This window comes from Vibrio artabrorum, assembly GCF_024347295.1.
GTDB lineage: Bacteria > Pseudomonadota > Gammaproteobacteria > Enterobacterales > Vibrionaceae > Vibrio > Vibrio artabrorum.
Window position 1 is genome coordinate 140,815 of record NZ_AP025459.1, and the last position, 21,659, is coordinate 162,473.

The 21,659-nt window shown below is 45.1% G+C and carries 18 protein-coding genes, 5 tRNA genes, 3 rRNA genes, 1 pseudogene and 1 riboswitch; of the genes and pseudogenes, 11 read left to right on the forward strand and 16 right to left on the reverse strand.

The genetic code is table 11. The features are described from left to right. Positions 1-338 precede the first annotated feature (338 nt). On the forward strand, positions 339-500 hold the full coding sequence (locus OCU36_RS14765; protein ID WP_372040301.1) for a hypothetical protein: 162 nt from the start codon (positions 339-341) through the stop codon (positions 498-500). A 218-nt stretch (positions 501-718) separates the two neighbouring features. Here OCU36_RS14765 and OCU36_RS14770 read toward each other — a convergent pair. The 9 genes from OCU36_RS14770 to OCU36_RS14810 form a co-directional block, all read right to left on the reverse strand. Next, positions 719-809: transfer RNA gene (locus OCU36_RS14770), tRNA-Ser, on the reverse strand. 104 nt (positions 810-913) lie between these two features. Beyond that, positions 914-1,029, reverse strand: a 5S ribosomal RNA gene (gene rrf / locus OCU36_RS14775). Positions 1,030-1,164: 135 nt separating this feature from the next. Further along, a 23S ribosomal RNA gene (locus OCU36_RS14780) occupies positions 1,165-4,058 on the reverse strand. A gap of 399 nt (positions 4,059-4,457) precedes the next feature. Then, positions 4,458-4,533 (reverse strand) — tRNA-Val (locus OCU36_RS14785). A 32-nt stretch (positions 4,534-4,565) separates the two neighbouring features. After that, positions 4,566-4,641 (reverse strand) — tRNA-Ala (locus OCU36_RS14790). 25 nt (positions 4,642-4,666) lie between these two features. Beyond that, positions 4,667-4,742 (reverse strand) — tRNA-Lys (locus OCU36_RS14795). Positions 4,743-4,744: 2 nt separating this feature from the next. Then, a tRNA-Glu gene (locus OCU36_RS14800) sits at positions 4,745-4,820 on the reverse strand. 122 nt (positions 4,821-4,942) lie between these two features. Continuing rightward, positions 4,943-6,497, reverse strand: a 16S ribosomal RNA gene (locus OCU36_RS14805). Together the 16S, 23S and 5S rRNA genes with 5 tRNA genes alongside form the textbook arrangement of a ribosomal RNA operon. A gap of 631 nt (positions 6,498-7,128) precedes the next feature. Next, positions 7,129-7,653, reverse strand: coding sequence for a DUF3087 domain-containing protein (locus OCU36_RS14810; protein ID WP_261840323.1), 525 nt, complete (start codon positions 7,651-7,653; stop codon positions 7,129-7,131). Positions 7,654-7,907: 254 nt separating this feature from the next. On the opposite strand from OCU36_RS14810, the gene trmY reads away from it, so the two are divergent. Continuing rightward, positions 7,908-8,507, forward strand: coding sequence for a tRNA (pseudouridine(54)-N(1))-methyltransferase TrmY (gene trmY, locus OCU36_RS14815; RefSeq protein ID WP_261840324.1), 600 nt, complete (start codon positions 7,908-7,910; stop codon positions 8,505-8,507). A gap of 83 nt (positions 8,508-8,590) precedes the next feature. Here trmY and OCU36_RS14820 read toward each other — a convergent pair whose 3' ends face one another. Further along, a complete protein-coding gene (locus tag OCU36_RS14820) occupies positions 8,591-9,691 on the reverse strand; it encodes a permease (RefSeq protein ID WP_261840325.1) in 1,101 nt (366 codons plus the stop codon). A 233-nt stretch (positions 9,692-9,924) separates the two neighbouring features. On the opposite strand from OCU36_RS14820, the gene OCU36_RS14825 reads away from it, so the two are divergent. Both OCU36_RS14825 and OCU36_RS14830 read left to right on the forward strand, forming a co-directional pair. After that, positions 9,925-10,221 carry an ArsR/SmtB family transcription factor gene (locus OCU36_RS14825; protein ID WP_004733042.1) on the forward strand — a complete coding sequence of 99 codons (297 nt, stop codon included), beginning with the start codon at positions 9,925-9,927 and terminating at the stop codon, positions 10,219-10,221. Continuing rightward, a pseudogene (locus OCU36_RS14830) lies at positions 10,205-10,330 on the forward strand (RNA polymerase sigma factor SigZ); the annotation flags it as partial. The gene OCU36_RS14825 and the pseudogene OCU36_RS14830, both read left to right, overlap by 17 nt. Positions 10,331-10,468: 138 nt before the next feature. Here the strand turns inward: OCU36_RS14830 and OCU36_RS14835 are convergent. Next, positions 10,469-11,083, reverse strand: coding sequence for a YitT family protein (locus OCU36_RS14835; protein WP_261840326.1), 615 nt, complete (start codon positions 11,081-11,083; stop codon positions 10,469-10,471). Between the two features lie 459 nt (positions 11,084-11,542). Next, the gene (locus OCU36_RS20050; RefSeq protein ID WP_315972669.1) at positions 11,543-11,692 is read right to left on the reverse strand and encodes a hypothetical protein; all 150 of its coding nucleotides are present in this window, start codon (positions 11,690-11,692) and stop codon (positions 11,543-11,545) included. A 29-nt stretch (positions 11,693-11,721) separates the two neighbouring features. Here OCU36_RS20050 and OCU36_RS14845 point away from each other — a divergent pair, with 29 nt between their 5' ends. The 3 genes from OCU36_RS14845 to OCU36_RS14855 all read left to right on the forward strand — a co-directional run bounded on the left by OCU36_RS14845 (position 11,722) and on the right by OCU36_RS14855 (position 14,322). Then, positions 11,722-12,933 carry an MFS transporter gene (locus OCU36_RS14845; protein ID WP_261840328.1) on the forward strand — a complete coding sequence of 404 codons (1,212 nt, stop codon included), beginning with the start codon at positions 11,722-11,724 and terminating at the stop codon, positions 12,931-12,933. Positions 12,934-13,157: 224 nt separating this feature from the next. Continuing rightward, entirely contained in the window at positions 13,158-13,883 is a 726-nt protein-coding gene (locus OCU36_RS14850) for a sulfite exporter TauE/SafE family protein (RefSeq protein WP_261840329.1), read from the forward strand. A gap of 76 nt (positions 13,884-13,959) precedes the next feature. Beyond that, positions 13,960-14,322, forward strand: a complete 363-nt coding sequence (locus tag OCU36_RS14855; protein ID WP_261840330.1) for an MmcQ/YjbR family DNA-binding protein — start codon at positions 13,960-13,962, stop codon at positions 14,320-14,322. A gap of 53 nt (positions 14,323-14,375) precedes the next feature. Here OCU36_RS14855 and OCU36_RS14860 read toward each other — a convergent pair whose 3' ends face one another. Then, positions 14,376-15,119, reverse strand: a complete 744-nt coding sequence (locus OCU36_RS14860) for a phosphatase PAP2 family protein (protein WP_261840331.1) — start codon at positions 15,117-15,119, stop codon at positions 14,376-14,378. 320 nt (positions 15,120-15,439) lie between these two features. Then, positions 15,440-15,594, forward strand: a riboswitch (FMN riboswitch). A gap of 185 nt (positions 15,595-15,779) precedes the next feature. Here OCU36_RS14860 and ribB point away from each other — a divergent pair. Together ribB and OCU36_RS14870 are read left to right on the forward strand one after the other, a co-directional pair. Continuing rightward, complete coding sequence (gene ribB, locus OCU36_RS14865) at positions 15,780-16,436, forward strand: 3,4-dihydroxy-2-butanone-4-phosphate synthase (protein WP_017054827.1); 657 nt, start codon at positions 15,780-15,782, stop codon at positions 16,434-16,436. A 389-nt stretch (positions 16,437-16,825) separates the two neighbouring features. After that, positions 16,826-17,689 (forward strand): hypothetical protein, encoded by an 864-nt coding sequence (locus OCU36_RS14870; protein ID WP_261840332.1) that lies wholly within the window; start codon positions 16,826-16,828, stop codon positions 17,687-17,689. A gap of 132 nt (positions 17,690-17,821) precedes the next feature. Here OCU36_RS14870 and OCU36_RS14875 read toward each other — a convergent pair whose 3' ends face one another. Next, positions 17,822-18,718 (reverse strand): LysR family transcriptional regulator, encoded by an 897-nt coding sequence (locus OCU36_RS14875; protein WP_261840333.1) that lies wholly within the window; start codon positions 18,716-18,718, stop codon positions 17,822-17,824. A 154-nt stretch (positions 18,719-18,872) separates the two neighbouring features. Between OCU36_RS14875 and OCU36_RS14880 the strand changes: the two genes are divergently transcribed. After that, positions 18,873-19,511: an NAD(P)-dependent oxidoreductase gene (locus OCU36_RS14880; protein WP_261840334.1), complete on the forward strand. Its 639-nt coding sequence runs from the start codon at positions 18,873-18,875 to the stop codon at positions 19,509-19,511. 100 nt (positions 19,512-19,611) lie between these two features. Here OCU36_RS14880 and OCU36_RS14885 read toward each other — a convergent pair whose 3' ends face one another. Together OCU36_RS14885 and OCU36_RS14890 are read right to left on the reverse strand one after the other, a co-directional pair. After that, positions 19,612-20,265 carry a cupin domain-containing protein gene (locus OCU36_RS14885; RefSeq protein WP_261840335.1) on the reverse strand — a complete coding sequence of 218 codons (654 nt, stop codon included), beginning with the start codon at positions 20,263-20,265 and terminating at the stop codon, positions 19,612-19,614. A 138-nt stretch (positions 20,266-20,403) separates the two neighbouring features. Beyond that, on the reverse strand, positions 20,404-21,171 hold the full coding sequence (locus OCU36_RS14890) for an SDR family NAD(P)-dependent oxidoreductase (RefSeq protein WP_261840336.1): 768 nt from the start codon (positions 21,169-21,171) through the stop codon (positions 20,404-20,406). A gap of 105 nt (positions 21,172-21,276) precedes the next feature. On the opposite strand from OCU36_RS14890, the gene OCU36_RS14895 reads away from it, so the two are divergent. Further along, complete coding sequence (locus tag OCU36_RS14895; RefSeq protein ID WP_261840337.1) at positions 21,277-21,615, forward strand: winged helix-turn-helix transcriptional regulator; 339 nt, start codon at positions 21,277-21,279, stop codon at positions 21,613-21,615. Positions 21,616-21,659 lie beyond the last annotated feature (44 nt).

A 21,659-nucleotide genomic window follows, 5' to 3' on the forward strand; every position in this document is an offset into this window, starting at 1 on the left:
CACAAGTTTGAAAATGTATAAAGTTTAATGGTGATTGAATCGCTTAATAGCGTGTCAGGCCTTAATATTCCGGACTTGAAGGCATTCATAAAAATTTTGGGAAGAGATTAGGTCGCACGGCAAGCGGTGATTTTTTGTTCAAAACAATGAGTTTGCTTGCGTGTGCCATCGGTTTCACACTTGCACTGTATTGGTTCGTTCACCTCTAGATTTTCACCAATTTCAAGCAGAACTAATCATCAGTTAATACGAAAATTTGCACTAGAATTAATGCTTTATACCAATGAAAGTAAAAATGTGATCTAATTGAGGCTGTCAAACAATTGTGAAATATTGCTATGGATAGCCTGAATAATACTGATTTCCAAAAGCTAGCGAGCCAACAAAAAACCATTCAGATGAAGATTCGCTTACTAGCGCTTGCACACTTTAAAGAAGGTCACTCGCGTACTCAAATGGCTAAATATCTTAAAGTTAGCCGAGCCAGTGTGAATAAATGAGTTAAGACAACACTATCTAGTAAATCAAAACTTCATTGATTATAACGACATTGTTTCGAAGGTCTGTAGCGCTTGGAATGGATTTCTTGAATGCAAAGATCGCGTCACAACAATGTATACAAGGGATTGGATTAACCTGATCGGTTAATTTTCCGGATTGGTATTATTGCTTCAGGTATGAAAAAAGACCGCTGATTTCTCAGCGGGCTTTTCAATGGTGGTGGAGGGATAGGGATTTGAACCCTAGAACCGCTATTAACGGTTGCCGGTTTTCAAGACCGGTGCTTTCGACCACTCAGCCATCCCTCCAACAAATTGTCATCAACAGATTTGTGCACTGTTGAGGTTGTTACTTGCTATGCAAATAACGAAGCTTTTTGTCTTCACTTTTAAAAAGTGAAAATAAATTTGGAGCCTGGCGATGTCCTACTCTCACATGGGGAAGCCCCACACTACCATCGGCGCTATTGTGTTTCACTTCTGAGTTCGGCATGGAATCAGGTGGGTCCACAATGCTATGGTCGCCAAGCAAATTTTGCTTTTACTTTCAGTTTTTTAAAAACTGAAGGCAAAATAATCTGGAAAACTGATTTAAAAGTCTATCTCTTCAAACGCATTCAAGGTCTGGTCTTTCTTTGAGTCCACAAAACCCCTTGGGTGTTGTATGGTTAAGCCTCACGGGCAATTAGTACAGGTTAGCTCAATGCCTCGCAGCACTTACACACCCTGCCTATCAACGTCGTAGTCTACGACAACCCTTTAGGACACTTATAGTGCCAGGGAAAACTCATCTCAAGGCTCGCTTCCCGCTTAGATGCTTTCAGCGGTTATCGATTCCGAACTTAGCTACCGGGCAATGCCATTGGCATGACAACCCGAACACCAGAGGTTCGTCCACTCCGGTCCTCTCGTACTAGGAGCAGCCCCTTTCAATTTTCCAACGCCCACGGCAGATAGGGACCGAACTGTCTCACGACGTTCTAAACCCAGCTCGCGTACCACTTTAAATGGCGAACAGCCATACCCTTGGGACCGACTTCAGCCCCAGGATGTGATGAGCCGACATCGAGGTGCCAAACACCGCCGTCGATATGAACTCTTGGGCGGTATCAGCCTGTTATCCCCGGAGTACCTTTTATCCGTTGAGCGATGGCCCTTCCATTCAGAACCACCGGATCACTATGACCTGCTTTCGCACCTGCTCGAATTGTCATTCTCGCAGTCAAGCGGGCTTATGCCATTGCACTAACCACACGATGTCCAACCGTGTTTAGCCCACCTTCGTGCTCCTCCGTTACTCTTTGGGAGGAGACCGCCCCAGTCAAACTACCCACCAGGCACTGTCCGTAACCCCGATTCAGGGGCCAACGTTAGAACATCAAAACTACAAGGGTGGTATTTCAAGGACGACTCCACCACATCTAGCGACGCGGTTTCATAGTCTCCCACCTATCCTACACATGTAGGTTCAATGTTCAGTGCCAAGCTGTAGTAAAGGTTCACGGGGTCTTTCCGTCTAGCCGCGGGTACACTGCATCTTCACAGCGATTTCAATTTCACTGAGTCTCGGGTGGAGACAGCGTGGCCATCATTACGCCATTCGTGCAGGTCGGAACTTACCCGACAAGGAATTTCGCTACCTTAGGACCGTTATAGTTACGGCCGCCGTTTACCGGGGCTTCGATCAAGAGCTTCGACCGAAGTCTAACCCCATCAATTAACCTTCCGGCACCGGGCAGGCGTCACACCGTATACGTCATCTTACGATTTTGCACAGTGCTGTGTTTTTAATAAACAGTTGCAGCCACCTGGTATCTGCGACTCTCGTCTGCTCCATCCGCAAGGGACTTCACTGATAAGAGCGTACCTTCTCCCGAAGTTACGGTACCATTTTGCCTAGTTCCTTCACCCGAGTTCTCTCAAGCGCCTTGGTATTCTCTACCCGACCACCTGTGTCGGTTTGGGGTACGATTCCTTACAATCTGAAGCTTAGAGGCTTTTCCTGGAAGCATGGCATCAATGACTTCACTACCGTAGTAGCTCGACATCGTATCTCAGCGTTAGTAGCGGTCCGGATTTACCTAAACCACCCGCCTACGTACTTGAACCTGGACAACCGTCGCCAGGCCCACCTAGCCTTCTCCGTCCCCCCATCGCAATTGTAAGAAGTACGGGAATATTAACCCGTTTCCCATCGACTACGCCTTTCGGCCTCGCCTTAGGAGTCGACTTACCCTGCCCCGATTAACGTTGGACAGGAACCCTTGGTCTTCCGGCGAGGGAGTTTTTCACTCCCTTTATCGTTACTCATGTCAGCATTCGCACTTCTGATACCTCCAGCAGCCCTTACAGACCACCTTCAACGGCTTACAGAACGCTCCCCTACCCCACATACCCTAAGGTACATAGCCGCAGCTTCGGTGTATAGCTTAGCCCCGTTACATCTTCCGCGCAGGCCGACTCGACCAGTGAGCTATTACGCTTTCTTTAAATGATGGCTGCTTCTAAGCCAACATCCTGGCTGTCTGAGCCTTCCCACATCGTTTCCCACTTAGCTATACTTTGGGACCTTAGCTGGCGGTCTGGGTTGTTTCCCTCTCCACGACGGACGTTAGCACCCGCCGTGTGTCTCCCGGATAGTACTTACTGGTATTCGGAGTTTGCAAAGGGTTGGTAAGTCGGGATGACCCCCTAGCCTTAACAGTGCTCTACCCCCAGTAGTATTCGTCCGAGGCGCTACCTAAATAGCTTTCGGGGAGAACCAGCTATCTCCAGGTTTGATTGGCCTTTCACCCCTAGCCACAAGTCATCCGCTAATTTTTCAACATTAGTCGGTTCGGTCCTCCAGTTGATGTTACTCAACCTTCAACCTGCCCATGGCTAGATCACCTGGTTTCGGGTCTAATCCTAGCAACTGTACGCCCAGTTAAGACTCGGTTTCCCTACGGCTCCCCTAAACGGTTAACCTTGCTACTAAAATTAAGTCGCTGACCCATTATACAAAAGGTACGCAGTCACACCACGAAGGTGCTCCTACTGCTTGTACGTACACGGTTTCAGGTTCTATTTCACTCCCCTCACAGGGGTTCTTTTCGCCTTTCCCTCACGGTACTGGTTCACTATCGGTCAGTCAGTAGTATTTAGCCTTGGAGGATGGTCCCCCCATATTCAGACAGGATATCACGTGTCCCGCCCTACTCGTTTTCACTGATTATGATGTGTCGGTTACGGGGCTATCACCCTTTACTGCGAGACTTTCCAGACTCTTCACCTGCATCATTAAAAGCTTAAGGGCTAATCCAATTTCGCTCGCCGCTACTTTCGGAATCTCGGTTGATTTCTCTTCCTCGGGGTACTTAGATGTTTCAGTTCCCCCGGTTTGCCTCCTGTTGCTATGTATTCACAACAGGATACGTACTTATGCACGTGGGTTTCCCCATTCAGGAATCCCAGACTCAAAAGGTTATTACTACCTAATCTGGGCTTATCGCAAGTTATTACGCCTTTCATCGCCTCTGACTGCCAAGGCATCCACCGTGTACGCTTAGTCACTTAACCATACAACCCGAAAGGGTTTCTATTTGCTTTCACTTTAAAAAGTGAAGACAAATAAGCGTATGGCAACTAACCAAGGTTTTTGGTTGTCATCAAGAAGGGTTAATTCTTGATAACTGTTTGCCGGACTCAATTGTGATTCAAACAAGTTTGAATCGAATACAAGACACTTGAATGTGTTTGTTGTGTTTATCTAATGAAAGATAAACATTGAGAACTTTTAAATTTGATTAACTTAATCACAGCCTTGAGCTGTTTGATTTCACTTTTTAAAGTGAAAACCAATTAAGTAATCAGTCAGCTTTCCAAATTGTTAAAGAGCAAGAGTTTTTAAAGTATTAAACTTTCAAAACCATTTTTAAATACACTCTGCTTTCTATTACTAAAAAGTGTGCTTAAAGATGGTGGGCGATACCGGGCTCGAACCAGTGACCCCCTGCTTGTAAGGCAGGTGCTCTCCCAACTGAGCTAATCGCCCATGATAGTTTTGATTCCTTCATGGTGAAAGAATGGTGGAGCTATGCGGGATCGAACCGCAGACCTCCTGCGTGCAAGGCAGGCGCTCTCCCAGCTGAGCTATAGCCCCATATTTTTATTTCCTTGGGAGGAAATGGTGGGTCGTGCAGGATTCGAACCTGCGACCAATTGATTAAAAGTCAACTGCTCTACCAACTGAGCTAACGACCCAATGGTATCCCGTAGGGGAGTCGAACCCCTGTTACCGCCGTGAAAGGGCGGTGTCCTAGGCCTCTAGACGAACGGGACACTGCTAATTTATCTCCACTTTAAAAGCAGAAACAAACTTCGAAGAACTTGGGAGTTCTTCATCTCTTTGCTTTTCTAAACCTAATCAATCTGTGTGGACACTCATCGTAAGTATCTTCGTATAAGGAGGTGATCCAGCCCCAGGTTCCCCTAGGGCTACCTTGTTACGACTTCACCCCAGTCATGAACCACAAAGTGGTGAGCGTCCTCCCCGAAAGGTTAAACTACCCACTTCTTTTGCAGCCCACTCCCATGGTGTGACGGGCGGTGTGTACAAGGCCCGGGAACGTATTCACCGTGACATTCTGATTCACGATTACTAGCGATTCCGACTTCATGGAGTCGAGTTGCAGACTCCAATCCGGACTACGACGCACTTTTTGGGATTCGCTCACTATCGCTAGCTTGCTGCCCTCTGTATGCGCCATTGTAGCACGTGTGTAGCCCTACTCGTAAGGGCCATGATGACTTGACGTCGTCCCCACCTTCCTCCGGTTTATCACCGGCAGTCTCCCTGGAGTTCCCGACATTACTCGCTGGCAAACAAGGATAAGGGTTGCGCTCGTTGCGGGACTTAACCCAACATTTCACAACACGAGCTGACGACAGCCATGCAGCACCTGTCTCAGAGCTCCCGAAGGCACGCCTGCGTCTCCGCTGGCTTCTCTGGATGTCAAGAGTAGGTAAGGTTCTTCGCGTTGCATCGAATTAAACCACATGCTCCACCGCTTGTGCGGGCCCCCGTCAATTCATTTGAGTTTTAATCTTGCGACCGTACTCCCCAGGCGGTCTACTTAACGCGTTAGCTCCGAAAGCCACGGCTCAAGGCCACAACCTCCAAGTAGACATCGTTTACGGCGTGGACTACCAGGGTATCTAATCCTGTTTGCTCCCCACGCTTTCGCATCTGAGTGTCAGTATCTGTCCAGGGGGCCGCCTTCGCCACTGGTATTCCTTCAGATCTCTACGCATTTCACCGCTACACCTGAAATTCTACCCCCCTCTACAGTACTCTAGTTCACCAGTTTCAAATGCAGTTCCGAGGTTGAGCCCCGGGCTTTCACATCTGACTTAATGAACCACCTGCATGCGCTTTACGCCCAGTAATTCCGATTAACGCTCGCACCCTCCGTATTACCGCGGCTGCTGGCACGGAGTTAGCCGGTGCTTCTTCTGTTGCTAACGTCAAGAGATAGCGCTATTAACACTACCCCCTTCCTCACAACTGAAAGTACTTTACAACCCGAAGGCCTTCTTCATACACGCGGCATGGCTGCATCAGGCTTGCGCCCATTGTGCAATATTCCCCACTGCTGCCTCCCGTAGGAGTCTGGACCGTGTCTCAGTTCCAGTGTGGCTGATCATCCTCTCAGACCAGCTAGGGATCGTCGCCTTGGTGAGCCATTACCTCACCAACTAGCTAATCCCACCTAGGCATATCTTGACGCGAGAGGCCCGAAGGTCCCCCTCTTTGGCCCGTAGGCATTATGCGGTATTAGCCATCGTTTCCAATGGTTATCCCCCACATCAAGGCAATTTCCTAGGCATTACTCACCCGTCCGCCGCTCGACGCCCATTAACGCACCCGAAGGATTGTTAGTGTCGTTTCCGCTCGACTTGCATGTGTTAGGCCTGCCGCCAGCGTTCAATCTGAGCCATGATCAAACTCTTCAATTTAAGATTTTGATTACCTAAATTAATAGGTGTGACTCAACGAATACTGACTTCAAAACTAATATTCATGTAAACATGAACATGTAATTCTAAAGCTATTACCCCTCTCTTCTTAAACAAATAGGAACAGAATGATAATGAATTGACTGTGCTCTTATTGGTTTTCACTTTTGAAAAAGTAAAACAAAACAGCTCAAGGCTGAACCCAATTTGAATTGGTCACTCAGTTCATTGAAATCAATTTTGATTCCGAAGAATCTGTTTTATCTAACGATAAAACGTTTTGATATTCATCAACGAGTGCCCACACAGATTGATAGGTTTAAATTGTTAAAGAGCTTTGCTTACTGAGGCATTCTTTTTCAAAGAACTCCTTGAAAGCGGACGTAGATTCTAGCGATTTAATTTTGCGTGTCAAACACTTTTTAAAAATTAATTCTTTCGAACTTTCGCCTCTCTGATTAGAGCTGAAGCCTTATGGCATCTGCCGTGTCAGTGAGGCGGTATTATAGAGATCATCGAAGACATGGCAACCCCTTTTTTGATAGAAATTAAAAAAAAACACTCAAGTGTCTACTTTTACGTCAAAAGCCTCTTTCATAGTTCAAGACTCATACAATTACATCGATATTACTTAAAAATTCGCGACTAAATCTTTCGTAAATAACTCTATATCCAGTTTGACACTCCACTTTTCACTCAGCTCCATAATGTTATCCAGCGATTGCTGAACCGTTTTTATTGTCAATGTATTGTTGTCTAGGTCGTATACCTGTTTTTGCGTAGTGTAATAGAAGTAAAGGATCGTCAATGCATCTCGGTCGCCTTGTTCCGCTTTTGGCTGAATGCGCTTGAGCTTACGATAGATTTGATTGTGGATTTGTTTCAGGTTCCAAACATAAAGCGCTTCTTTGAAATACTCATGCCCTTTTACTCGGCTTGCGATAAATGCATTCAAAGCGACAGATAAGATCACCCCAAGTACGTTCAAATGAAAGTTCCCTGTTGATTCACCAGCAATTGAACTAGTCAAACCAAACAGATCAATCAAAATGGAACCGAATACAATGGCAAACAATGCGATCGACCCCACCAATGAAACCAACAACAGGTTCATCTTCTTTCTATATTCTTCTTTATTGATATTTTGTAACTTCATCGACGGCTTCCTTAGTAAGTCACCTTATAATTTGCTCATACTATCTATGTAAACATTGGGGCGATTCAACCCAGACCATCGAGTAGTGTGGGCATTCTCTATTTAATACTCAAAGTTCACTTGCTGATGCTAGGTGTAACTCCAGTTGACTTCATTAAGAGAAAAGCGTTACATACCGCCATAAATTTGGATATTCAACAATTCATGTTGATAAAGTCTGTTTCGCTTTATCACATACTGACAAGGTACATTCCATGCGTTCATTTGTATTACGCGCTCGCGCAGCCCCTACAGAGAGCAAACTTATCTTAGAAGGGGTTGGGCAAGATGCTCATACTGAGATTCTGGCTCATACTCTGATGAATACGATCTTCGTTGCTCAATCTCACCGTGAGAATGTCACCGTGCACCTTGTATTGGAAAGTACTAAAGACTTCTCACGTACGATCACTTTTGATTCAAATGAAATTACCAACATTGGCGGCTTTCACGAGTCAGCATTGCTAGCAGCAGTAGTAAGAGCGGTTGATGCTTCTCAAGGTATGACCAAAGAGCAAACTCGTCAGGTTGAACCGGGGATCATCGTTCGTACTATGAGTTTTGAAAAACTCGTGAAAGACCTGGCTGAAGACCACCAGCTATACATGATGGACAAAAAAGGTGACTTTATCCGTGATGCGGAGATTGCTGAAAATCCATGTTTCCTTCTGACTGACCACATTCCTATGCCGAAGAAAAGCTTCAACAGCTTAAAGCGCTTAGGAACTGAGAAAATCAGCTTAGGTCCAAATATGCTTTTTGCTTCTCAATGTGTTGTATTGATCAACAATGAACTGGATATTCGTGGTTTCTAATCACAACAGTCAATAATCGAAAAGAGCTCAACTCAATGGGCTCTTTTTTATTATCCAACTCTTAGTATCAATGGTGTTTTCAATTAGCCAAAGATGAAGCTGTATAGGAAGCCTGCACCCATCGCCATACTTAGGATAACGAATAGGAATGCTGCAATCATTTGGTTCTTGAAGATTGATTTAAGCAGGATAACTTCCGTCAAACTTGCACCTGCACTACCAATAATCAATGCCATTACTGAACCCAACGCCATGCCTTTCTGGACTAGAGCTGCACTTAGTGGGATTACTGCTTCAGCACGAATGTACAGTGGAATACCAATCACGGCTGCTACTGGAATCGCATACCACATACCTTCACCAGCGTACTGTGCAATAAGATCGGTAGGAATGAAGCCGTAGATGAATGAACCAATCGCGATCCCCATCATTAGGTAAGGGAAGACTTGTTTGAAGTCTTTCCAAGTTGAGAACCAAATTCTCATCCAACGGCTAGGTTCTTTCTTCTCTACGATTTCCACCGTCGCGCTTCCATCCGCAGAACAGCATGAAACCGTTACTTGTGGCTCTACTTTTTTAGAATCGCAGCAAGATGTCTCTTTCGCCATTACAGGTGCAGGTTCGCCACATGCACTTGTACCATATGAAGATTCCACTTTAGCCGGTGCTGCTTTCTTAGGAGCAGAGTCACCACAGCTAGTGCGACAGCTTGAAGCTGAACCTGTTGATTCATACGCCTTAGGTTTTACGTAACGCTCAAAGCCAAGTTTCTCAAGTGCGTAACCAGCCACTACAGACACCATCATTGCTACAAGGAAGTAGAACACTGCGACTTGCCAGCCGAAGGTGATCACGAACAAACCAATGATAACCGGGTTCAATAGTGGGCTACCGAATAGGAACACCATCATTGGACCGAAACCCGCTCTTGCACGCAGCAATCCTTTTAGGAAAGGAATGGTCGAACATGAACAGAAAGGTGTAATTGCACCCAATAGTGCTGCAACTACATAACCCTTACCATTACGTGAGCTCAGGATAGATTGAATCTTTTCTGGTGTAAGGAACTCTTGAAGAATCCCAACAATGTAGCTGATCGCTAAGAAAAGGATAATTAACTCTATTGCTAAGAAAGCGAACATATCAAGTGCATCTTTTAGCATTGTTAACATTTCATTGCTCATAATTAACTCCAAACTGGATTGAAGGTCGGGCGCTATGAGAAAAGCAACCAACCCTTTATTTCGAATATTCTCGAATTATAGAAATGAATAGCTCCAGATCAAGAATTATTTCGATAAAAATCGAAATAATTTTCGAAAACACAGCTTTTCAATGACTTACACAGCCACCGTTTTTAAATTTGAATTCGACATATATTTCGACTAACATCGAAATTAAATCTTGAGGAGCTAATATGAACTTAGAAGTCGTTGCGAAAGCACTTAAAGAGTTGGGGCACCCTATTCGCCTCACCATTTATAAGAGTGTCGTTAAAGCTGGCTACCAAGGCATTGCCGTTGGCGGCCTACAAGAAGAGTTAGGCATTCCCGGTTCTACCTTGTCTCACCACATATCAAGCTTGGCGTCTGCGGGCCTAATCAGCCAAAGACGAGAAGGGAGAACTCTATTCTGCGTGGCGGAGTATGAGTGCCTAGAAGGTGTGATTGATTTCTTACAAGACGAGTGTTGCGTAAATGAACAGTGCAACTGATGCACCTTTGAATAGGACACCTTTGAAGCTAGAACAAGCCTGGGCCGAGTATCAGCAAGCATTAAAGTCATTCCTGCACTCAAAGATCAACAATTCTGAGGATGTAGAGACTGGCGACAAGTGTTAATCGTTACATCGAATCCGTTATTTCAATAGGACAAAGCCAGCCATTGATACTGGCTTTGTTGTTTTCATAATCTGCAAATCACTCTTTGCTTAGGCGAATCGAGTGCTTGAGCGAACCGAACTATGCTGCTTCCGCTTTTACCACGGGTTGATAGCGCCCTGGCTTATGGTTCATTGCTAGAATCAAGTTGGTGACTATCGCACCAAGCACAGACAGAAGAACTAATGACACATCAACAATGAACAGAGAAAGCACAACAATCGTGCAGTCCAGTGCCATCTGAACCTTACCGGCTCGAATGCCAAAACGTTCTTGTAAGAACAACGCCAGAATATTGAAGCCACCCAAGCTCATCTTGTGACGGAAAATCACCAGCATGCCGGTACCAATCAAGCCACCACCAAGTAAAGCGGCATACAATGCATGAATTTCGGCAATCTGAATCACGTGATACAAGTGATCCACGGCGAACGAAACAATCGAAACGGCAATAAAGGTATTGATGGTGAAACGCCAGCCCATACGAGTAACCGACAAAATATAGAAAGGCAAGTTAAGCGCGAAGAACACTTGGCCAAAGCTTAGGTCTGTTACTTTGGTAATAAAGATAGCTAAACCAGCCGTGCCTCCGGTGAGCAAACCGACTTGATTGAAAAAGATAACGCCAAGCGATACCAGAGCGCTACCTAAGATCAGTGCCAGTAAGTTTTCGCGAAAATTATGATCTTTATCCATGTGAATGACTCTCCCTGAATCTTTAACATCGCGTTTCAGCAGTTTTGAAACGATTTACGCCCAAATTTACGATGTTTGACAGATAAGTCGAGTGAACAAGCAATGTTGCTTAGTGATTAGTTTGTATATTAGTCTTTACATCCTTGTTAAAACCCAAATTAAACAGATGGTTATAATCCTCTATTTAGACTTCTATTCTTAATTAGATACTTGTTTCTATTAACCAACGAGCTTCAAGTTTTCTCATTTATTGAACACGTTTTGTCCCGATTCCATTCAAGCGACAATCTATGCATAAAACGCATAGACTACATCACAAATGGTCATTTGATACATACCCGACTCATCACTATGATGCGCGACTTCTTACAACATTGAGCGCATGGCAACACCGTATGTTTTCACAATCTCTTTTTGCTCAACTGGCCAGAATGACGCTATGTCTCGTCATTAGTTTGGTTATTGTGCATCACAGTCGGCCATTGATTGATCTCTTGGCTCAGCATGCCGTGAGTAGTGGCTGCCACCAGCAATCAGCGCATGAGCATTCAGGGCACCAACACCACCATGAGATGGCTGACCAACACATGTCAGCGCAAGACCACTCACATCACCACCATTAATTTAAGAGTATTAGAATGAGCATTTTCCGTTTTCCTTTACTGGTATGGCTAGGGATAGGCACACTTATTATCAGTCTAGGGATCAGACAATCATTCGGCATTTTCATGATGCCAATTTCAGAGCATTTCGGCACGGGTCGAGAGTTCTTCAGCTTCGCAATTGCGCTGCAAAATCTATTGTTCGGTATGTTCCAACCTTTTGTGGGGATGGCTGCTGACAAATGGGGAGCAAGACGCATCATTATCGCTGGCGCATGTGCTTACGGTTTGGGTTTACTTCTTACCTCTATTTCTACCGAATCGAGCATGCTTTACGTTTCACTGGGCGCACTCGTTGGCCTTGGATTAAGTGCAACAAGCTATGTGATCGTATTAGGTGCGGTAGCAAAGGTAGTACCCGCAGAGCATGCAGCGAAAGCGTTCGGCTTAACCACGGCTGCTGGTTCATTTGGTATGTTCGCGGTAATTCCCGGAGCTCAATACATGCTGAATGAGTTTGATTGGCAGAGTGCAATGCAAGTCTTTGCCGTACTTTGTTGTTTAATGATCTCTTTTGCGCTATTCATGCGAGCGCCAAAGTCGGCGACGAATAAACCGCTACAAGCAGAGGACAATCAAACATTGAAACAAGCGCTATCTGAGGCGTTCTCGAACAAAAGTTACTGGCTAATTCACGCAGGGTTCTTTGTCTGTGGCTTCCATGTGATGTTCATTGCGACGCACCTACCAAGTTACTTAGCCGACAAAAATCTCCCCGCAAGCAGCGCGGCAATGGCACTGGCTTATGTGGGTATTTTCAACATCTTCGGATCTTACTTTTGGGGAGTGATGGGCGATAAGTTCAGTAAGCGTCACGTAATGTCGGCACTGTACTTAATTCGGACTGTCGTTATCGGTGCATTTGTAACGTTACCTGTAACGGAAGCAACCGCGGCTATCTTCGGTGCGGCAATTGGTTTCTGCTGGTTGGGTACAGTACCGCTAACTTCTGGCTTAGTTCGTCAGATCTTCGGTGCACGTTACCTGTCAACGTTGTACGGTTTGGTGTTCTTTACTCACCAAGTGGGTAGTTTCTTAGGTGCTTGGGTTGGCGGTCGTATTTACGATTACTACGGTTCTTACGAGCCAATTTGGTGGTCAACGGTGGTACTGGCATTTGCAGCAGCACTTATCCATTTGCCTATCAACGACAAACCGATTGAACGACTGAAATTGGCAATGGCTTAACGTTTTATGCTAACTCCCCCACTAGCGTAAACTACAAGTCGTTCCAATAAAGCGAGTGAGTATTGAAAGGAGGCATCCTGAGATACACACTCGCTTTTTTTGGTGTCGCTATAATTGAGTTTATAGCTAGCGAAACTTGCATCAACCTCACTCAATAATAAGACTATTGTTTTGGTTTTCATTTATAGTATCCACCCGCTCCTTTAAAACTAATCCGCAGGCTTATGGAATACATAGATCAGACCGTCCTTATCGCAATGGCACTCATTTTTGTCGGCTCGTTTGTGCAAACCGCAATCGGCTTTGGTTTGGCCATTGTTGCAGCCCCACTGCTGTTTTTGGTCTCTCCAGACTATGTACCTGCACCTATCTGTTTAGTTGGGCTGTTTATCTCGTTATTCAACGCTTTTAAACATCGAGCGAATATCTCGATTGGCGGATTAAAAATCGCATTGCTGGGGCGTATTCCTGGCTCATTGGCAGGCGGTGCTTTGTTGGTGATGGTTTCAACAAGCTTACTATCACTTTGGCTAGGCTTATTGGTGGTATTTGCTGTGATTGTTAGCCTTCTGCCATTTAGACTTGAACCAACCCCTACTAAGATGGGCATTGCGGGGTTCTTCTCTGGATTCTTTGGCACCAGCTCGGGTATTGGTGGTCCACCGATGGCACTGCTGCTCCAACACCAAGATGCCAATCAGCTTCGTGGTAACCTTTCTGCGTTTTTCGTGTTTAGTTCGATCATCTCGTTACTGGTACAGATCCCGATTGGCTTCTTCACCGTGCACCATCTAATCATTACTATCCCTTTGCTGCCTGCGGCTTGGTTGGGTTATAAAGTGGCATTGATGACAACACAAAGCATCCCTAAAGAGAAGATACGCATTGGTTCATTACTGCTATGTTCTATCAGTGGCTTTACCGCAATCTGGCAGGGTTTAGCTGGCTAGTTATTGGCGATAAAGACCGGAAAAGACATCTTAAAACCAACACAGATCAAACACCCAATAGATACTAGGACGTTCTATGACTTACGACGAATTCAATGCATTCTGCGAGTCACTGCCTGCAACCCGTTATGTGATGCAGTGGAATAACTCGCACGTTTGGAAAGTGGGTGGCAAGGTGTTTGCGATTGGTGGTTGGGGACCGAAAAATGAGCCTGCGTTTATCTTTAAGGCATCCGACCAAAATTTCGACTTTCTCAAAGAAGAGTCAGGCTATAAACCCGCGCCCTACTTTGCTTCGCGTGGCATGAAATGGATTCAGCTTTTTGCGAGCACACCAGACAAAGATGAAGAACTGAGATACTACCTCACTGAATCACACCGAATAGTGTCTTTAGGGCTAACCAAAAAGAAACAAGCAGAACTCGGGCTCAATCAATAACGAGAGTGTCAGCTTGTCATCGGCTATCCAATATTATATTAACGTTTTAAAATTCAGGCGGATCTTAAGAACTTAGGGAGTAAAGGTTCGATTTTTTGTGTTGGTACTATTGGCACCAGCAGATAAATTAAAGCGGCAAAGGCTATCGATCCGGCTAAGTCTTCTGGACGATGCATACCAAGCCAAACTCGGCTATAAGCGACACCACCGGCCCATACCAATAGGCCTCCAACCGCATAAAAACGCTTTGCTTCTATAAACACACCACCAAAAAACGCCAAACAAACACCAACGAAAATCATGTGTCCAGATGGGAAAGAGTAGTCCGTCTCCCCCAGCCAATGACGGGTTCGCCATTCACTGACCTTATCTTGTACAGATTCAATGGCTGCGTTTTTCTCAGCCAATGGCAGCTCATAAAATGACTCAGGTGTTTTAACCACGTCCTGCGCAACCAAATACTCAGAATAAGGACGCGGGCTTTCAGTTGAGTGCTTTAAGACGGTTTTAGCCGCGAAACTAAGAACCAGTAACAGGCCGAACTGCAGACCGAGGCTCACTAACTTAGCGTTGGAAAACCTGAGTGTAAGCAGCAATAAAGACAGAACCGCTAATGTGATTAAGAATCCTTGATTGCCCGCTGAATAAGTCACAAAAGTCATGAAGGCGCCATAGAAAGGCAAAACCGAGCTGCCAAAGTCAGAGGTCGCCCCAAAGATCAAAAATGGTACTAGAGAATATAAACTTAGAACGAGCAGTAATAAGCCTTTGGATTTGTTACGAAAAAGAGAGGTCATAGCTAAGATCTTTTAAGAAAAGTAGTCGAATGCTATCGTAGCTTACCATTTCCAATATCAATTTTGTGTCAAAATAGTCAACGAGCCGTCATGCTATAACCATAGCAAATCCTCGAAGCAGCCGTAATATTCACCTTACAAATACTCGAATCAAACACAGCCAATCCAAATCTAAATCTTCTTGGTAACATTGTGATGATAAAGTGAACATTTGCTAAGTGATCAATACATAATCTGAAAAACTTTACTGTCAGTCCTTTAAATCCACTATTGAAAGGATTACCATCTGACGTGCTTTCAAAGCTAAATAGATTATTAATTTTTATTCTCAGGGCGGGGCGAAATTCCCCACCGGCGGTATGTCCTTAGTAAAATCAATCTAAAGATAAGCCCGCGAGCGCTCGATTCGTCGAGGTCAGCAGATCTGGTGAGATACCAGAGCCGACGGTCATAGTCCGGATGAGAGAGGATGGAAACACACGTGTTTAAGTTAAAAGGTACGCCTATTTATGGTGTTAAAACCTTCAACTCAAACGCGTGCAATTCGTTTTGGATTAAACCACAATGAGCTAAAGCCCACTGGTAATGAGTTGGCTTTGTTGTGCTCGGTTGAGATCCCTCATACAGCCCTGATTCTGGTGATATTTTAGGAGTTTAACCATGAATCAGTCTTCACTACTAGCCGAATTTGGCGAACCAATCACTCGCGTTGAAAATGCACTGCAAGCGCTACGCGAAGGTCGTGGCGTACTTTTACTTGACGATGAAGATCGTGAGAACGAAGGCGACATCATCTACTCAGTAGAACACCTAACCAATGCTCAAATGGCGCTGATGATCCGCGAATGCAGTGGCATTGTGTGCCTGTGTCTAACAGACGAGCAAGCAAACCAACTCGAACTGCCACCTATGGTTGTTGACAACAACAGCGCCAACCAAACTGCGTTTACGGTCACTATCGAAGCAAAAGTGGGCGTCACAACCGGTGTTTCAGCCGCTGACCGTGTCACAACGATTAAGACTGCTGCAAACCCAACGGCTAAGCCTACAGACCTTGCTCGCCCAGGCCACGTATTCCCACTGCGCGCGCGTAAAGGTGGCGTACTTGCTCGCCGTGGTCACACAGAAGGTACCGTGGATCTGATGCAAATGGCCGGCCTTCAATCGGCAGGTGTACTGTGTGAAGTAACAAACCCAGACGGCACGATGGCAAAAGCACCAGAGATCGTGGCTTTCGGTAAACTGCACAACATGCCAGTACTGACCATTGAAGATATGGTGATGTACCGTACTGAATTTGACCTTAAGCTTGCGTAACGTTTAATCCTCAATGCTAAGCACTTAGCATTGAAGGCCACTAAACTTAGAAATACAGATTAAAAGGCCTCACTCTTACTACTTTTTCTCGTTAAAAGTAGATAAAGAGTGAGGCCTTTTTAATTTCTATATTTTGAGACGAGCTAGCGAGCAATCGCCGATATCGGTCTACTTATTGATACCGGCTCAACCCATCTCTTAAAAAAGAATGGCTTCTCAAAAAATCTTGCAAAATATAAGAAACATTCACTTGAATGGTGAAGTTATGCACCAACATTGACCACCCATAATCGTACTAAAAACATAACCAACTGAAATATGACATTTATTTACTTTGGCACAATGTCTGCACTACCACTAAGTCGGTATACAAATATTAGGAGTTGAATATGTTTGTAGTTATTTCAGTTGGGTTGTCTCTATTAGTACTTGTGGCCCTGTATCATTTCTCAAGGAAGAGACAAACCGCGCTATCACACAGGTTTGAAACCCTAGTTCTCCTTAGAGAGTTATTGTTGTTATCACGTAAACATCGCGCGGCAACGCATTACGCTCTGACTTATAAATTATCTAGCGACTCGATTCGTAAAGTGAACGAGATTTACGACAACATACTTGAGGTATCTGAGCTGCTTCAATCTCATGTCTCATTCGATAGTCGTCCTATGTATCGTATCTATCACCTAAAGCTCATCGCCATGCACAGTGACTGGCAAAACCGTAGCTTGGTACGTAACCAATCGATTCATGGAAAAACCATTCGCCATAGCATGTTCTTGATGGATGAAGTGATGATCATCTGGCTGATTCAGTCTGAGCGAGAAGATATGAGCCGAGAATATCACGTGCATTGGCAACAGGTATTAGATTGCATGGAGATCCTGACCAAATTAAGAATGTGTATCCCTGGAATAGAAAAAGCCGATATAGAAAATCCCGAGGAGTATTTGAGATTCAAGTTCTACGCATCTCAAATGCACCGTAAACTCAACCAATTGTCGATTATCTGTCCAATCAGCAGCGGGGCGCCGATTTTCACGCGATCTATGCATACACTCACAGAGATTGCATCGAGCCACCAAGTCGTTCAGCCCACAGGTAACCTATACGAACTCACCAGTGATATCTCTAGTGTCGTGTCACAAGTCTACGACCAAGTATTATCCGATATCACCAAAAACTTTTATCAGCCTTTACCTGACATCAACGATAAGGCGATAAGCACCCGATTATCCGTACATAAATACGTGTAAAAGACTTCGTGAGAGGAGAGCGTGCTGGAACTCTGAATTATTGAGTTCAAATCCGATATCACCATTGATATCGGATTTTTGTATTTATGAACTTTTAAAATTCTATCGCTATGTATCATTGCCTATGAAGTTTCAAACATCGCCAGACTTGATGTCGCTAGACCAAGCTTCTGCCGTAAAATCAATGAACTGACGAACAGCAGGTAGCTGATAACTGCGAGATAAATACACCGCCCAAAGCACACTACTTGGTGAAACAAAATCATCTAAAACTCGTTTCAATTTGCCATCAGAAATCAGTGGATTGGCCAGGTCACAGGGTAATCGAACAACCCCTTTTCCATGCTGTGCCGCGCGGGTTAATACCCCAACATCGTTTGCCTTAATGGTCCCAGAGACCTCAACCGAAAAGTGCTGATTATCCTTAACGAAATCCCACTTAGAGACACTCAAATGACGAAAGCAATTGTGCTGTCGAAGCTCTTCGACCGTTTTAGGTTCACCATGTTTGTCTAAATAAGCTTGCGATGCACACACCACCGAATCAATTTCCATTAACTTACGAGCAATCAAGCTATCGTCAGGTTGATCGGTATAACGCAGCGCAATATCGATTCTGTCATCCACCAGCTGAGCAAAACGGTCAGAAGCAAACAATTCGACCGTGATATTGGGATGAAGCTCTGTGAACTGTTCAACCACATCCAACAACATGTGCTGAGTCAAACCAATGGGTGCAGCAATTCGAATCACACCTGAAAGAGTATCGGTTTGATTAAGTGTGCTCACTTCTAGCTCCGCCGTTTCGTGGAGTATTTTCTCGCAGCGCTGTAAGGCCATTTCCCCAGCTGCCGTCAAACTCACCTTACGAGTGGTTCTGTGCAACAACCTTTGTTTTAACCACCCTTCGATCTCTTGAACATGACGTGAAACCTGTAAGCGGCTCATGTCCAAATGCTCTGCCGCTTGAGTAAAGCTGGCACAATTTGCGACTTCAACAAAGCTACGCATCGCCGTCAACCTATCCATCACACTTTCCCTTATCCATTGAACCAAGCCTATTAGGTAACTATATAGATACAATCTACATCATTTTATGATATTTATCGCAACATAGTGATCTATTAGACTGCAGTGGCTGTCGAGAAACAGACTCAATAAATCAGATAATTGGAGAGACATTATGAAAATTGCAGTATTAGGCGCATCAGGTTGGATTGGTAGTCACATCGCTCAAGAAGCTCAAGCTCGCGGACATGAAGTTGTTGCTGTTGTAAGAGATGCAAGCCGTGTAGAAATCAGCGATGTTGAGGTTCGTTCATTTGATTTACAAGATGACGCAGCCAGTCTAGCGACGGCTTTCTCAGGCGTTGATGCGGTTATTGCTTCGATTGGCGGACGTGCTCTAGGCAATCACGACATCGTAAAAAGCACTGCAACTAAGCTGCTTGATACACTGCCAAGCATTGGTATCGAACGTCTACTTTGGGTAGGTGGTGCGGGGTCACTAGAAGTAGCGCCAAACGTACCGTTAGTTACCGTTCCGGCCTTTCCCGCAGAGCATAAAAACGAAGCGCTAGCACAAGGTGAAGCGCTTGAAGTGTTCAAACAGTCTAACAGCGAGGTTAACTGGACGTTCATTAGCCCAGCAGCAGAAATCTTCCCGGGCGAGAAACTATCAACCTACCGTACAGGTGGCGACCAACTGCTAACCGACCAAGATGGCAACAGCAAAATATCCGTTAGCGATTACGCTATTGCGATGATTGATGAACTCGAAGCTGGCAAGTTCCCACGCCAACGTATTGGTGTCGCTTACTAATGCTCTCATGAATAAAAAGTAATCCCACATAAGTAATAGAAAGTTAAAAAGCCGCTGACTTTTAGTCAGCGGCTTTCTGTTTTGTTCATCGTGATAGTCATCATGTTAGTGGTAGATGCCCTGTTTTCACTAAGATAACCGTCTCTTCTTCTACATAAGGGAAATGCTCGCTCATGTGTGGGCTGCGCAGCCATGTACGTTTTGGATACTCGCCATGTTCGTCTTTAAAGGTACCAGACAACACGAAGATCTCTTCACCACCAAAATGACGGTGTGGCTGAAAACGTTCGCCAACCGGCCACTTCACTAACGCGACATGCTCGTGTTCGAACTCATGCAGTGGCATCACTTGTAAGCCGCCAATACCCGGAAGCCACTCTGTTTCTAGAGTATTGATGCGAACTTGAGCCAAGTCTCTCGCGTCAAACTGGTTGAGCTTAACCAAGATCGTACAGCCATCCTTGCTTGATGGCGAATGCGCGCTGCCCGGCGGATTACGGATATAAGTGCCAGCAGGGAAGTCACCGGTTTCATCTGAGAACACACCGTCTAATACGAAGATCTCTTCGCCTTGTGGGTGTGGATGCTCAGAAAACGAAGATTCAGGATCGTACTTCACCACGCTGGTCGTGTGGCCCGACTCTTTCTCTTCTCTTTCTAACGGCTTACGCCATACCCCTTTGGCTGGGCTTGCGACCCAATCTAACGGTTCGGTTTCTATAACCAGTCTCTTTGAAAAATCCATGTTGAACATAATGGCGACCTTACTCTTGTTATCGTTTTAGTTATTATTGTTGCCTTTCTTGTTTCTATTTTACGCGAATACTGATCAAGGAGGCCATCTCGCTGCAATTTTGCTTACGCGACAGCCACCACCTAAAAAGAAGCCTAATTAATTGCGGCCAGCAATCACACCACCATCAACATCCCAGATTGCGCCTGTTACCCAATCTGCACTGTCTGACAGTAAGAAAGAGATGCTATTGGCGATGTCTTCCGGCAAACCAACTCGACCAATCGGGTGGAACGCATTGAAACCTTCTAGCGCTTGATCCACTTCTTCAGGTTTGATGAAAGATTCGTAAATCGGCGTTTTAACCACGGCCGGAGACACCGCATTCACACGAATGTTATGCTCAGCCAGTTCCATTGCCATGTGTTGTGTTAATGCGTGCAGGCCAGCTTTAGCCATTGAATAGGCAGAAGATGGCGTCGCTTTGATTGCTTGCTTCGCCCACATAGAGCCAACGTTAACTACACTGCCGCCGCCATTCTTGATCATCAACTTACTTATCGCTTGAGTGATGAAGAAGGTAGCTTTATTCAGCTGCATGTACTGCTCGTAATCAGACTCTTGGTGCTCAATAAACGCTTTAGGGTTGAAGTAACCCGCAGCATTCACTAGGTAACCAATACCTTCTTCGAGCGACTCTAAATGCGCAATAAGACGAGACACACTTGCATCATCATAAAGGTTAGCTTGCCAGCCCGAAGCGTGACCGAGCGATTGCAGCTCTGACACCGCTTTATCTAACTTAGTTGGGTTATTGCCGACCACCAACACATGGATATTTTGAGCGACTAACTGCTTCGCGGTTTCAAAGCCCATACCACTTGTGCCACCGATTACGACTGCAATACCATTTTTAGTGAAGTTCATTTTGTTATCTCCTAAGTCATGTGAACGTGGTAATCTTAGGCTTTGAACTAACACTATGAATAGTAAGTACAAATCGGTTAGGTAGGTACTTATTGGTACATCTTTATGAAAACTCAGGAAAACTTTTTTTCAAGAAAATCAGCACCAGAGCGCTCAGCTCGCATGGTCGAAACCATCTACGGCTGTAAATGGTCGCTAACGGTTTACCAATTACTGGCAAATGGCATTAATCGCCCTGGTGAAATGGTGCGCTCGGTCGAAGGGTTATCGACCAAGGTATTGAATGAATGCTTGAAGCGAAATGTGGAGTTTGGGATTTTAGATAAACAAACGTTCAACGAACTGCCACCAAGAGTTGAATACCAAGTGACGCCGTTCGGCGAGAAGTTCTTGTTGATTCTAGAGCAGTTGGAAAACCTACAAAACGAAATCGACGAGATGTAAGCCCAAGCAAATCCGCTCTATTGCAAACAATGGACAGCACGCAC

Coding starts and splice junctions, on each gene's coding strand:
- OCU36_RS14765 (WP_372040301.1), top strand. CDS start 339: ATGGATAGCCTGAATAATACTGATTTCCAAAAGCTAGCGAGCCAACAA.
- OCU36_RS14810 (WP_261840323.1), bottom strand. CDS start 7,653: ATGAAGTTACAAAATATCAATAAAGAAGAATATAGAAAGAAGATGAAC.
- trmY (WP_261840324.1), top strand. CDS start 7,908: ATGCGTTCATTTGTATTACGCGCTCGCGCAGCCCCTACAGAGAGCAAA.
- OCU36_RS14820 (WP_261840325.1), bottom strand. CDS start 9,691: ATGAGCAATGAAATGTTAACAATGCTAAAAGATGCACTTGATATGTTC.
- OCU36_RS14825 (WP_004733042.1), top strand. CDS start 9,925: ATGAACTTAGAAGTCGTTGCGAAAGCACTTAAAGAGTTGGGGCACCCT.
- OCU36_RS14835 (WP_261840326.1), bottom strand. CDS start 11,083: ATGGATAAAGATCATAATTTTCGCGAAAACTTACTGGCACTGATCTTA.
- OCU36_RS14845 (WP_261840328.1), top strand. CDS start 11,722: ATGAGCATTTTCCGTTTTCCTTTACTGGTATGGCTAGGGATAGGCACA.
- OCU36_RS14850 (WP_261840329.1), top strand. CDS start 13,158: ATGGAATACATAGATCAGACCGTCCTTATCGCAATGGCACTCATTTTT.
- OCU36_RS14855 (WP_261840330.1), top strand. CDS start 13,960: ATGACTTACGACGAATTCAATGCATTCTGCGAGTCACTGCCTGCAACC.
- OCU36_RS14860 (WP_261840331.1), bottom strand. CDS start 15,119: ATGACCTCTCTTTTTCGTAACAAATCCAAAGGCTTATTACTGCTCGTT.
- ribB (WP_017054827.1), top strand. CDS start 15,780: ATGAATCAGTCTTCACTACTAGCCGAATTTGGCGAACCAATCACTCGC.
- OCU36_RS14870 (WP_261840332.1), top strand. CDS start 16,826: ATGTTTGTAGTTATTTCAGTTGGGTTGTCTCTATTAGTACTTGTGGCC.
- OCU36_RS14875 (WP_261840333.1), bottom strand. CDS start 18,718: ATGGATAGGTTGACGGCGATGCGTAGCTTTGTTGAAGTCGCAAATTGT.
- OCU36_RS14880 (WP_261840334.1), top strand. CDS start 18,873: ATGAAAATTGCAGTATTAGGCGCATCAGGTTGGATTGGTAGTCACATC.
- OCU36_RS14885 (WP_261840335.1), bottom strand. CDS start 20,265: ATGTTCAACATGGATTTTTCAAAGAGACTGGTTATAGAAACCGAACCG.
- OCU36_RS14890 (WP_261840336.1), bottom strand. CDS start 21,171: ATGAACTTCACTAAAAATGGTATTGCAGTCGTAATCGGTGGCACAAGT.
- OCU36_RS14895 (WP_261840337.1), top strand. CDS start 21,277: ATGAAAACTCAGGAAAACTTTTTTTCAAGAAAATCAGCACCAGAGCGC.